At 58.9% G+C, this 11,947-nt stretch carries 15 protein-coding genes; 6 read left to right on the top strand and 9 right to left on the bottom strand.

Annotated elements, in window-relative coordinates; translation table 11 throughout:
* The first annotated feature begins 4 nt into the window (after positions 1-4).
* Positions 5-220, top strand: a complete 216-nt coding sequence (locus C7H09_RS12220) for a dodecin (protein ID WP_106763057.1) — start codon at positions 5-7, stop codon at positions 218-220.
* Here the strand turns inward: C7H09_RS12220 and C7H09_RS12215 are convergent.
* The 3 genes from C7H09_RS12215 to C7H09_RS12205 are packed head-to-tail and all read right to left on the bottom strand — an operon-like array spanning position 217 to position 2,506.
* On the bottom strand, positions 217-876 hold the full coding sequence (locus tag C7H09_RS12215; RefSeq protein WP_106763055.1) for a hypothetical protein: 660 nt from the start codon (positions 874-876) through the stop codon (positions 217-219). The two genes, C7H09_RS12220 and C7H09_RS12215, sit on opposite strands and share 4 nt — an antisense overlap.
* 45 nt (positions 877-921) lie before the next feature.
* Positions 922-2,088 (bottom strand): GNAT family N-acetyltransferase, encoded by a 1,167-nt coding sequence (locus C7H09_RS12210; RefSeq protein WP_106763053.1) that lies wholly within the window; start codon positions 2,086-2,088, stop codon positions 922-924.
* A 58-nt stretch (positions 2,089-2,146) separates the two neighbouring features.
* The gene (locus tag C7H09_RS12205) at positions 2,147-2,506 is read right to left on the bottom strand and encodes a hypothetical protein (RefSeq protein ID WP_106763050.1); all 360 of its coding nucleotides are present in this window, start codon (positions 2,504-2,506) and stop codon (positions 2,147-2,149) included.
* Positions 2,507-2,670: 164 nt separating this feature from the next.
* Here C7H09_RS12205 and C7H09_RS12200 point away from each other — a divergent pair, with 164 nt between their 5' ends.
* The 5 genes from C7H09_RS12200 to C7H09_RS12180 all read left to right on the top strand — a co-directional run bounded on the left by C7H09_RS12200 (position 2,671) and on the right by C7H09_RS12180 (position 7,069).
* Positions 2,671-3,360, top strand: a complete 690-nt coding sequence (locus C7H09_RS12200; protein WP_106763047.1) for a response regulator transcription factor — start codon at positions 2,671-2,673, stop codon at positions 3,358-3,360.
* Positions 3,357-4,673: a sensor histidine kinase gene (locus C7H09_RS12195; RefSeq protein WP_106763044.1), complete on the top strand. Its 1,317-nt coding sequence runs from the start codon at positions 3,357-3,359 to the stop codon at positions 4,671-4,673. Before C7H09_RS12200 ends, C7H09_RS12195 begins: the two co-directional genes overlap by 4 nt.
* A gap of 29 nt (positions 4,674-4,702) precedes the next feature.
* Positions 4,703-5,308, top strand: a complete 606-nt coding sequence (locus tag C7H09_RS12190) for a YigZ family protein (protein ID WP_106763041.1) — start codon at positions 4,703-4,705, stop codon at positions 5,306-5,308.
* Positions 5,309-5,410: 102 nt separating this feature from the next.
* Entirely contained in the window at positions 5,411-5,770 is a 360-nt protein-coding gene (locus tag C7H09_RS12185; RefSeq protein WP_106763038.1) for a translation initiation factor Sui1, read from the top strand.
* Positions 5,771-5,815: 45 nt separating this feature from the next.
* Positions 5,816-7,069, top strand: coding sequence for a D-amino acid dehydrogenase (locus C7H09_RS12180; protein ID WP_106763035.1), 1,254 nt, complete (start codon positions 5,816-5,818; stop codon positions 7,067-7,069).
* 63 nt (positions 7,070-7,132) lie between these two features.
* Here C7H09_RS12180 and C7H09_RS12175 read toward each other — a convergent pair whose 3' ends face one another.
* The 6 genes from C7H09_RS12175 to C7H09_RS12150 form a co-directional block, all read right to left on the bottom strand.
* Complete coding sequence (locus C7H09_RS12175; protein ID WP_106763033.1) at positions 7,133-8,779, bottom strand: fatty acid--CoA ligase; 1,647 nt, start codon at positions 8,777-8,779, stop codon at positions 7,133-7,135.
* 182 nt (positions 8,780-8,961) lie between these two features.
* Positions 8,962-9,330: a monovalent cation/H(+) antiporter subunit G gene (gene mnhG / locus C7H09_RS12170; RefSeq protein ID WP_106763030.1), complete on the bottom strand. Its 369-nt coding sequence runs from the start codon at positions 9,328-9,330 to the stop codon at positions 8,962-8,964.
* A complete protein-coding gene (locus C7H09_RS12165; protein WP_106763028.1) occupies positions 9,323-9,595 on the bottom strand; it encodes an MrpF/PhaF family protein in 273 nt (90 codons plus the stop codon). The genes mnhG and C7H09_RS12165 overlap by 8 nt, the downstream gene beginning before the upstream one ends.
* 10 nt (positions 9,596-9,605) lie before the next feature.
* Entirely contained in the window at positions 9,606-10,079 is a 474-nt protein-coding gene (locus tag C7H09_RS12160; protein WP_106763025.1) for a Na+/H+ antiporter subunit E, read from the bottom strand.
* Positions 10,076-11,590 carry a Na+/H+ antiporter subunit D gene (locus C7H09_RS12155; protein WP_106763023.1) on the bottom strand — a complete coding sequence of 505 codons (1,515 nt, stop codon included), beginning with the start codon at positions 11,588-11,590 and terminating at the stop codon, positions 10,076-10,078. Before C7H09_RS12155 ends, C7H09_RS12160 begins: the two co-directional genes overlap by 4 nt.
* Complete coding sequence (locus C7H09_RS12150) at positions 11,587-11,934, bottom strand: Na+/H+ antiporter subunit C (protein WP_106763021.1); 348 nt, start codon at positions 11,932-11,934, stop codon at positions 11,587-11,589. Before C7H09_RS12150 ends, C7H09_RS12155 begins: the two co-directional genes overlap by 4 nt.
* Between the last annotated feature and the right edge of the window lie 13 nt (positions 11,935-11,947).

Genomic DNA, 11,947 nt, shown 5'->3' with positions numbered 1-11,947 from the left:
GTGTATGTCTGACCATCACGTTTACAAGAAAGTGGAAATTGTCGGCTCCTCCCGCAAGAGTGTGGAAGATGCCATCGATAACGCCATTGCCGAATGCGGCAAGAGTGTCAGCAACATGGAATGGTTTGAGGTGGTGGAAACCCGGGGCCACATTGCCAATGGTCAGGTCGGCCATTATCAGGTGGTGCTGAAGATCGGATTCCGTATCGAAAACAGTTAAGGCTTGATGGCCCGGTGGCGGATAGAGGTGACCAGCTGGTTCATCAGCTCCCGGGCTTCGCCCTCGTGCAGGCCGTGGTATTTCTCATGCAGTACCCGCCGGTCGTGGTTCGATGGTGCGGTGGCGGCGTCTTTCAGTAAGTCCAGATACTGGCAGGCGGCCAGGTGCGCCTTGATTTCGACATCAATGAATCGGGTAAGCAGCTCATCCACCAGCTCGTTGCAGAACGGCCGGTGCCGGTTCAGCAGGTTGCGGGCTTCCAGCGCGGCATTGCGGGCTTCGAGCCGCAGCTCCCCGGCGGCATCGCCCGCCTCCACGGTTCTCAGAAACATGCCCAGGCGTTCGTGCAGATGCCAGATTTGAGGCCAGATGTGGTTGTAGGCCTCCATTTCGGTCTGGTAGCGGGACTGGTCGAGAGAGCCCGTGGCCTGGGAAGGTGTTGCGTCCGAGTGATTGAACTGGGAAACCCTCAGATCGTCTACCTCCCGCCAGAGGGTTTCTGACCGCTCCCTGAGCACGGCCAGTTCGTTCTGCTGACTTTGACGGCTGCGGCCAGCCTGCCACAGCGCCATCAACGCCAGCAGCAGAGCGCCTGCGGCGAGCAGCAAGGGCAGGTCGACAGTGGCGAGCAGAGCTCCGGGCAGGCCTGAGTCCATGGTGATTGCCTGTTGATTGTCAGAATGCCACTTTCAGTATAGAAGCTAATCTCCGGTTTGCTGGCGAAATGGCAGGGCCGTTACCGCCTGTTTGAAATACCCCTGCACGTGGTCGGCCTCCTCCCGGGTAAAGTCAGCAATGGCATCGCGAAATCCCGGGTGCTGAATGCCGTGCCAGGAGTGGGTAATTACCGGTTCAAACCCACGCACCAGTTTGTGTTCGCCCTGGGCACCGGCGTCGATATGATCCAGCCCGAGCGTCAGGGCCAGTTCAATACCCTGGTAATAGCAGGTTTCAAAGTGCAGATGATCGTATTCATCAAGACATCCCCAGTAGCGCCCATACAGGGTGCTCTGGCCAGCCAGGAAAAGGGCCCCGGCAATCATTTTGCCGTCGCGCATAGCCATCACCAGATGCAGGTGTTCGGGTAGGGTGTCTCGGAGCCGGGCGAAAAAGGCGTGGTTCAGGTAGGGTTGCTGGCCCCGTTTGAAGTAGGTGGCCTGATAGAACACGAAGAAGGTGTCCAGCACCTCATCGGGCAACTGGTGGCCATCAAACCACTGGAAACTGATGCCCTGTTCGGCTACCTGGCGCCGTTCCCGGCGAATGGATTTGCGTTTGCGGGAATTGAGTGCCGCCAGGAAATCGTCAAACTGCCGGTAACCGTGGTTGTGCCAGTGAAACTGGCAGCCAATCCGGTGCAACGCCTGCGGGTGGTTTAGCAGAGCCTGGTCTCGGGCATCCGGGAACAGCAGGTGCCAGGAATGGGCGCCCTGTTGTTGCGCCAGGGTATCCAGCAAGTCTTGCAGGTGCTCGGCTGTAAGCGCGTGGCGAAGTTCGGGCTCGAGCAGCAGCCTTGGCCCTGCCGAGGGTGTGAAGGGGATCGCCATCAGCAGTTTCGGGTAGTAGGGCAAACCATAGCGCTGATAGGCCTCAGCCCACGACCAGTCGAACACATATTCGCCCCGGGAGTGGCTTTTCAGGTAAGCGGGTGCCACCCCCGCCACCCGGCCGTTCTGCACAAACACCAGGTGGCGGGGCGTCCAACCGGTCTGCGCCGAGGTACAACCGGATTCTTCCAGTGCCAGCAAAAATTCGTATCGGAGAAACGGGTTGGCTTCCCCGGCCAGTCGCTGCCAGTCCGCTTTGGCGATACGGGCGATGGACGGCCGGGTTTCCAGGGTCAGGTTGTGCAGAGCGGGTTCTGGCATGAAGCGTATCTGGTCAGTGGGTGGATTCCCCTACCATACGCCAGACACCCGCTTCTGATCACTTTTGTTTGTCGTTCTTGCGGCTTTCGCAGCGCTCCTGCATTTTTTTCTGCCACTTGTCCATGCGTTCCTGATGCCGCGCCTGCCGCTCCTGGTGGATGTCGGCCCAGATCTCGCGCTGCTCAGCCGTCAGTTGCAGGCGGTCAGCCATCTCAGCCCGCTGCTTTTCCATCTCTGCCCGGCGTTCTTCCCGGTTGAACGGGCCTTTGCCATCTCGGGCTTGTTCGCAGAGTTCCTGCTTATCCCACTTGCCACCCTGGTGATGTTTGCCATGGCGGTCGGCCAGCGCTGTGGAGCTGGCCATCAGCATGGCAGATGTCATAACGCCGGCGACAATCAGGGAAGTAGTTTTTTTCATAGTGTTGTCCTCGTTGGGTTGTTCAGTGTGAGGACCATCATAACGCTGGCAATGTCAGGTGCCGTCAGCGCAGTGTAAAGGTTCGGTAAAGGCCGGAGTCAGTTCCCGGGCGAGCGGCCGGGGCCATGCTAGACTGACGCCGGATAACCGCAGAGGGCAGACGTATGCAGAACCGGGTGTTGCTGATTGAAGATGATGACGAACTTCGGATGCTGCTGGCACGCTATCTGACCAGTCAGGGTTTTCAGGTGCGTGAGGCGGCGAATGGGCGCGATGGTCTTGCGTTGGCAACCGGGCAGGATTGCGACATTGTGGTGCTCGATATCATGCTGCCCGACATCAATGGTCTGGATGTGCTGCGGGAGTTGCGTTCCCGGGCTCACCTGCCGGTGATTTTGCTGACCGCCCGGGGAGAAGAGACCGACCGAATTGTTGGCTTTGAAGTCGGCGCCGATGACTATATCCCCAAACCCTGCAATCCCCGGGAGCTGGTGGCGCGGTTACAGGCTCTGTTGCGGCGGATTGCCTGGGATCAGCAAACCGGGGTTGAGGCGGGCCGTTGCTATGGCGATTTGAGGGTGGAGCCGGGCCAGCGCCGAATCTATCAGAATGATCAGCCACTGGATCTGACCGGTACCGAATACGAGGTGTTACAGGTGTTGCTGGCCCACGCTGGCGGCGTGGTGCGAAAAACCGACCTGATGCAGTGGGCCCTCGGCCGGCGGCTGGAAGCCCACGATCGCACTCTGGATATGCACATCAGTAACCTGCGTAAAAAGTTGGGTAATGAGCCGTCGCCGCGCATCGAGACGGTACGGGGGCTGGGCTACAGCTATCGGGTGCCGGAATCATGAAAGACTTCCGATTCCCGCTGTTCTGGCGGGTGTTCCTGTCGATCTGGCTGGCCATGGCGGTGACTCTGGTGGCCAGCAACCTGGCCTCCCGTTGGTTGCTGGATCGGGAGCGCCAGGCCATTGAGCGCGAACTCGGCCTGCAGGAGCTGGCCCGGGAGGCCTTGGCTATTCGGGAGCGGGACGGCCGTGGCCCGGCCTGGCGCTTTCTGCGGGCGGAAAGCGAACGGTTGGGTTTGCACCTGATGCTGATTGAACGGGAGGAAGGGCGCCATCGGTTGCCCCGTGTGATTCGGGAGCGCATCCAGTCTGGCTGGTATCCGCACAAACCGGCGGTGATTGAGCTGGAGCAGGGCTACCAGTTAATCGCCTGGCCCAGAATGGGCGGAGATGGCTGGCTGAACCCCCACCTGTTCCGGTTTCTGGAATGGGGTTTGGCGTTTCTTTTGATTTCGCTGGCCTGTTGGTGGCTGGCGCGGATGATTTCCCGTCCGCTCCGGCATATGGAAAGCACTGCCCGGGCGATTGCCGAGGGCAAGACCGACCTGCGGGTGGTGGCTACTATTGCCCGGCGGCGCGATGAAATTGGCCAGATGGCAACGGCTTTTAACGGCATGACCGATCGCCTGTGCCAGTTACTGGATCGCCAGCAGCAACTGCTGCGTGACATCTCCCACGATTTGCGCACCCCCCTGGCCCGGCAGCGGGTGGCCATAGAACTGGCCGCCGACAGTGGCGCCGATGCCGACTTGATGGCAAGTATCCAACGCCAGAATGAGCGGCTGGATGAAATGACCGGGCAGATTTTGCTGCTGTACCGGGTGCTGGAGCAAGGTGGCGATATCGATCGTGAACCTGTGCAATTGCGGTTGCTGTTGAACCGGGTGTTGCAGGATGCCGCCACATACGCCGAGGATCGAGGCGTGGATTGCAAACTGGTGGTGGCGGAAGGTAGCCAGGTGGTATCGGTACTGGGGGATGAGGGCCTGCTGCAACGGGCTTTTGACAATGTGCTGCAGAATGCCTTGGATCACACGCCACCCGGGCAATCGGTGTCTCTGTCGCTTGCCCTGTCCGGCCGCGACATTCTGGTGACTATTACCGATCAGGGTCCGGGCGTGCCAGCGCCCCTGTTAACCCGGATGTTCGAGCCCTTCTTCCGGGGTGATCAGTCCCGGGGCGGCCAGGGCTGGGGGCTCGGGCTGGCGATTGCCCGTGATATTATCGCCGCCCACGATGGCCGTATTCGTGCCTGCAACGGTGCCGACGGCGGCTTGGAGGTGACCATCAGTTTACCGGTATTTGTCGCTGGCTGATGCCCTGATGACAGACAACAGGAATGGCTATGAGTAAGGATTATCCGGTGCCCGCCGGGTTTCTGGAGCGGGAAACGGAAGTGAAAAAAAGCCGCTTCATTGCCCGGGTGTACCCGGTCAGCGACCGGGAGCAGGTGCGGGCTTATGTAGACCAGGCTCACCGGGATTTCCCCGATGCCCGGCATGTGTGTTGGGGTTATCAGATCGGTCGGCCGGGTTCGGCCGCCGAGGCCGCCATGAACGACGACGGTGAGCCCTCGGGTACGGCGGGCAAACCCATTCTCGGGGTGATTCAGCACAAGGATATGGGCGATGTGCTGGTGATTGTAATCCGCTATTTTGGTGGCATTAAACTGGGCGCCGGTGGCCTGGTTCGGGCCTATGCCGGGGCGGCTGAAAGTGTGCTGTCCAGTGTGGAGCGGGTGGTGCAACAGTTACGTGCCAGTGTCGAGGTAATCTGCGGGTTTGCCGATGAACAGCCTTTGCGGCACTGGTGTGAGGGCCACGAGGGACAGATCGAAGCGATCGCGTATAGCCAGCATGTCACGGTAACGGTGTCCCTGCCAGAAGCACAACTCGCCGAATTCACTCGCTTTTGCGAGGCCCACAAACTGGATTACCGTTTAGACACATAGCGGTACCAGACAAGCCGAGCGCAAGTGCGATGCGTATACTTTGACCAGAGCGTATTCGGGAGTAATAACCACGCGTGTACTGATGGTTGCAGGGGTTACATGATGGGGATGAACAAGCGTAAGGGTGGACTGGTATTTTCCACCGATCAGGGGCGGATGTGCCCCGGCTGTCGGCAGCCGGTTGACCAGTGCGAATGCGCATCAGCCAAGCGCCCGGAAGGCGATGGCGTTGTTCGTGTCAGCCGTGAAACCAAAGGCCGTAAAGGCAAGGGTGTTACTCTGGTGACCGGCATCCCGATGGATGACAAGGCACTCAAGGCCTACGCCAAGGAGCTCAAGGCCAAGTGCGGCACCGGCGGCACGGTCAAGGATGGCGTGGTGGAAATTCAGGGGGATCAGCGGGATATTCTGGTGCCATTGCTGGAACAAAAAGGCTGGACGGTCAAGCGCGCCGGTGGCTGAGCCCTGCCGAGAGGCATAACAACAAGACAGAATACAGGAGATATTATGCATATAGCGGTACTGGGTGCCGGCGTCGTGGGGGTCACTACGGCCTGGTTTCTGCAGAAACAGGGGCACCAGGTAACCGTTATCGACCGACAGAATCAGGCCGGGTTGGAAACCAGTTATGCCAACGGCGGCCAGGTGTCGGTATCCCATGCCGAGCCCTGGGCCAACCCTTCGGCACCGTTGAAGCTGGCAAAGTGGCTGCTGCGCCCCGATGCGCCCCTGTTGTACCGGCCGCGTCTTGATCCCTACCAGTGGCGCTGGGCGTTATCTTTCCTGGCCCAGTGCACATCGGCCAAGGCCGCGCATAATATCCGCCAGATGGTGAATCTGGGTACCTACAGCCGGGGCCAACTGCAACAGTTGCGAGATGAGCTGGGCCTGGACTACGATCAACAGAAACGCGGTATTCTGCACTTTTACACCAATCCCGAGGAGTTTGATGGCGCACTGGAACCCGCCAGACTGATGCGGGATCTGGGGTGTGATCGCCAGGTAATTGATGCCACCCGGGCGGTCGAGCTGGAACCGGCCCTGTCGCCGATTCGCCATCGTATCGCCGGAGCCACCTACACCGCCGACGACGAGAGTGGCGATGCCCGAAAGTTCACGCAACTGCTGGCGGAACAGTGTCGGAGCGCCGGTGTTGAGTTCCGCTACGGCACTGAAATTCTGGATTTTGAACGGGCGGGTGATCGCCTTCTCGGCGCGCTGGCGCTGACTGACGGCCAGCATCACACCATTCGGGCGGATCGCTTTGTGTTGAGTCTGGGAAGTTTCAGTGCGGTGTTGGCTCGAAGGCTGGGGCTGTTTTTGAATATCTATCCGGCCAAGGGTTACTCCATAACGGTGCCGGTGAAAGACCCGCAGGCGGCGTTCAAAGTGAGCCTGACCGATGATGAATACAAGCTGGTTTACTCCCGTTTGGGTGATCGCATCCGGGTTGCCGGTACCGCCGAGCTGAACGGTTACAGCCGGAATCTGAACTTCACCCGTTGCCGCGCGATTGTTCGCCGGGCGGCGGAGGTAATGCCCAACGCCGGTGATTGGGACAGGGCGGAGTTCTGGACAGGCCTGCGCCCGGCGACGCCCTCCAATGTCCCCTACATTGGCAGAAGCCACTTCAGTAATCTGTACCTGAACACCGGCCATGGCACCCTGGGCTGGACGCATGCCTGTGGCTCGGCGGCGGCTCTGGCAGATATTGTCGATGGTCGCAAACCCGAGGTGGATTTCGCGTTTTCGGGGGTTTAAACCCGTACAACCGACACAAAAAAGCCGACGCGTGCGCGTCGGCTTCTTCAGGTTCCGGGACGATCAGTCCTGAATCTGATCCCGTATCAGTTTTTTGTTGATCTTGCCAACACTGGTCTTGGGAATGTCCTCAACAAAGCGCATCTGGCTCGGAATGGCCCACTTGTTGATGTCCCCGCTGTCGACGAACGCCTGCAGGTGCTTCTGAATGTCTTCTTCAGAGGCGTTTTCGCCTGGCTTCAGGGTAATCAGGGCGTAAGGGCGCTCGCCCCACTTCTCATCCGGAATACCCACCACGGCAGCACCCGCAACGGCGGGATGTTGACTGATCATGTTTTCCAGGTCCAGCGATGACAGCCACTCGCCGCCGGTCTTGATCACATCCTTGATGCGATCCTTGATGGTGAGCGTGTGGTTGGGCTCCATAGAAGCCACGTCACCGGTATGCAGCCAGCCACCTTGCCACAGCTCCTCGCCCTTATCCGGTTGCTTGAAGTAGCTCTGGGTCAGCCAGGGGGCGCGGGCCACCACTTCGCCCTTGCTTTCGCCATCGTGGGGCACCGGTTTGCCGTCAGGGTCGACGATTTCCAAATCCACCATGGGCACGGCTACCCCGGTTTTTACCCGGATCGGTGTTTGTTGCTCCAGCGGCAACGTCACGTCTTGCGGAGTGAGGTGGGTCATGCTCAACAGCGGGCAGGTTTCCGACATGCCGTAACCGGTGTACAGGCGGATGCCCAGTTTAGCAGCGGCATCGCATAAGCCTTTGGTCATGGCGCTGCCGCCAATCAGGACGTGCCAGTTGCTCAGGTCGGCCGTTTTGATGGACTCGGTAGCCATCATCATCTGCATGATGGTGGGCACACAGTGTGAAAAACTGACCTTGTGGTGCTTGAGCAGATCCACCAGAAGTTCCGGTTCATACCGGCCCGGATAGACCTGCTTGATACCCAGCAAGGTGGCTGTATAGGGCACGCCCCAGGCATGTACATGGAACATGGGAGTTACCGGCATATAGACCGACGATGATCGCAACAGAGGCATTTCATCGAAGTGGCCGATGCTGCCAGCCATCGACAAAGTGTGCAGCACCAGTTGGCGGTGGCTGAAATAGACCCCTTTAGGGTTACCGGTTGTACCGGTGGTGTAAAAGGTGGTGGCGACGCTGTTTTCGTCGAAGTCCGGGAACTCGAAATGATCATCCGCTTTGGCCAGCAATGCCTCGTACTCGCCGTGGGTGTCGAACGAGACTTCACCGGCCTGGTTGGCATCGGTCAGCTGAATCCAGGTCTTGACGGTACTGACCTGATCCTTGATGCCCTCGATGATGGGCAAGAAGTCGTCGTGCACCAACACCACATCGTCTTCTGCGTGGTTCATGGTGTAGAGGATCTGTTCCGGAGACAGCCGCACGTTAACCGTATGCAGAACCGCACCCAACATGGGCACCGCAAAGAAGCATTCCAGATAGCGCGGCGTATCCCAGTCCATTACGGCGACGGTATCGCCGGGCTTCACTCCGGCGTCGGTCAGCGCATTGGCCAGGCGGTGAATGCGCTTCACCAGGTCTTTGTAGGTGTACTTGCTGCGGTTGGCATAAACAATTTCCTGCTCCGGGTTGTAACGGGGGCCGGACATGAGCAGTTGTTTGATCAGCAGTGGGTATTGGTGGGCGTTTTCAGCGGGCTTGAGAATTTTGGTATTCGCCATAACGTATCTTCTCACTGTGCTTTTGTTTGTTGTGACTTCAAGAAAGATTCGGTTGACTTGAAATCGGCCTGCTGAAGGCTGAGATGATTTGCTTGTCAACCCATCCACTATACGCAAAATTTGCAATGAGCCAATAGTAAGCCATTGGTTTTAGTCTTTTTTATCGCCAGTTTTCCGGCCGATCAGGGGCGTTTGTCATCGCGGCTTGCCAGACGTTGGCTGATCGGGCCGTAGCGTTCTCGCAGCTCATCTTTGACGGTGCCTTCCCAGAGCGTTACGCCGGTAAAGTAGCCCGCTCTGCCAATAACATGGGCGGCAATGGGGGCGGTCAGCAGGATGAACACTACGATGGCGATGGCTCTGGCAGACACCGCACTGTCGGCAAAGTAGATTGCCACCCCGCCCATGGTCAGCATTGCGCCCAGTGCGCCGGCCTTGGTAGTGGCGTGCATACGGGTGGGCAGATCCGGTAGGCGTACCACGCCGATGGCCGCCAGCAGCATGAACGACGCACCGGCCAACAGCAGTGTGCAAACAAGAAGCTCAGTCATTGCGCACGCCTCCCCTTTGGACGAAGCGGCCGAAGCCAATGGCCGCGAGAAAGCCAGTCAGGGCAATCACTATGGCCACATCCAGAAAGCTGGATACACCGGTATCGATGGCGTGTACGCCCACGTAACCCACAATCACCGAGGCGATCAACTCCAGCGCGACAACCCTGTCGGGCAGGGTCGGGCCACGGGTCAGGCGGATGAAGGCAAACAACAGCGCCAGCGACAGCATGAAGTAGACGACATCGATCACGATACTGAGCATGGCAACACTCCTAGTGGAATACCTTGAGAATCCGACGTTCCAGCTCCCGCAGTTCCGCCCGCAACTGTTCTTCATCCTGAAGAAACATGGCATGAATGAACAGAGTCTTTCTGTCATCGGAGATATCCAGGCTCAGAGTGCCCGGAGTCAGAGAAATCACACTGCTGACAAAGAGAATTTCCATGTCTGTTCTGGCCACCAGCGGAAACGCAATCACGCCAGGCTTCATATGCCAGACCGGCGTGGCGATGTCATAGGCCACTTTCAGGTTCGACTTGATCAGTTCCTTCAGGAAGTACACCAGGAACGCCGCGAACCGTGGAATTTTCCGCGAATAGCCATGCAGCGCAGGTACGTGGCGTTGCAACACCATAAGCGCCAGATAGCCAAAGGCCAGGCCTGCCAGAAGGTTCATGGCGGTAACGCTGCCAGTGAGTGTTACCCAGGCAAGGGCCAGCAGCAAATTCCAGAACAGACCGATCATTGTGGCGCTCCTCCGAGTACGGCATTGATGTACCTTTGAGGATCGAGTAACTGGGCGGCTGCGGTTTCGGCCAGCACGTAAATGGGCTGGCCATAGAGCCCGATTGCCAGGGTGCAGGCCGCCAGGCCCACCACCGGGGTATAGCAGGCCCAGGCCCCGGAGTCTTTCACATCGCTGTTCAGGCGGCTGGCATCGGTGACGTGCTCCGGCAGTTTCTTCCAGAACACTTCGGCCCATATCTTGATCATGGAATAGAGGGTCAGAAGCCCTACCAGCAGCGCGATGGCGGCCACCAGATATTCGTTGGCCTCCAGGGTTGCACGCACCACGATGAACTTGGCAAAGAAGCCGGACAGCGGCGGAATGCCCGCCAGGGACAGGGCCGGGATCAGGAATAGCAGCGCCAGCCAGGGGCGTTGGCGATAAACACCGCCGAGATCTTTCAGCTGATAGCTGCCCAGCAAGCGAAAGGTAATGCCACTGATCAGGAACAGATTGGTCTTCACGATGATGTGGTGCATGATGTAAAACACGCCGCCGATCAGGGCCAGGGGCGTGAACAGAGCCAACCCCAGCAGCATGTAGCCGATCTGGCTGACAATGTGAAACGACAGAATCCGCCGGAACTCGAACTGGGCCGCCGCCCCCAGTACGCCGGTGAGCATGGTCAGCGCGGCCACCCAGAGCAGCAGGGTGTGGGTGTAGCCAACATCCTGGGTGAACACCAGGGTGAATACCCGAAACAGCGCGTATACCCCGACTTTGGTGAGCAAGCCTGCGAACAGGGCGGAAACCGCAACCTGCGGAGTGTGGTACGAGGCAGGCAACCAGAAAAACAGCGGGAAAGCCGCCGCCTTGATGCCGAAAGACACCATGAACATCAGCGATACCACGGTAATCATGCCCGGGTCATCGATGCTGCGCACTTTCTGGGCAATATCGGCCAGATTCAGCGTGCCCACCATGCCATACAGCAAGCCCACGGCCGACAGGAAAATCGCCGAGGAAAACAGGTTCAGGGTCACGTACTTGATAGCACCTTCCATCTGGGCACGCTCACCACCCAGGGTGAGCAAGGCAAAGGACGCCAGCAGCATCACTTCGAACCAGACAAACAGATTGAAGATGTCGCCGGTCAGAAATGCCCCGGCGACGCCCGCCAGCAGCAGATGCATCAGTGGGTAATAGCCAAAGGTCTCGTGGCCGGGCGGGGTGCTGGCAAGAGAGTAGAGGGCAATGGCCAGCCCGATAATGCCAGTGAGTACAATCATGATGGCTGCCAGCATGTCCGCCACCAGTACAATGCCAAAGGGGGCAGGCCAGTTGCCCATCTCGACCACCACGAAGCCCTGGGTCAGGGTGGTATCCATCAGCCAGAGCCCGGCGATCAACAGCAGCAGAGTCGCCAACACAGCCAGGTATCGCTGCAACCTGACCGAGCGCCACAGCGCCAGTGACAGGGCGCCAGCCGTCAGTGGAATCAGAATTGGCAGAACGAGTTCCAGGTTCAAGTATCGGTATCCTTCATTTGATCCAGGTCGTCAGTACCCACTACTTCATAGGCCCGGCGGATCAGAACCACCGCAAAGGCGAGCACACTGAATGCAATAACAATGGCTGTGAGAATCAGGGCCTGTGGCAGGGGGTCGGCCACTGCGCCAGCCACGGCCTTGGCGTTGTCCGGTATCAGCGGTGGCGCACCCCGGGTCAGCCCTGATACCACAAAGATCAGCAGGTTCGCGGCGTTACTCAGTATGATCAGGCCAATCACCAGTTTGACGATGGAGCGCCTGAGCATCATGTAAATGCTGGCGGCAAACAGAATGCCCACCACCAGTGCCATCAGAGTTGCCATGGCTGGTCTTCCT

The organism is Marinobacter fuscus (assembly GCF_003007675.1).
In the GTDB taxonomy this organism is placed as follows: Bacteria; Pseudomonadota; Gammaproteobacteria; order Pseudomonadales; family Oleiphilaceae; genus Marinobacter; species Marinobacter fuscus.
Note: the sequence above shows the minus strand (reverse complement) of the source record. Positions and strands in the feature narration are given on the sequence as shown.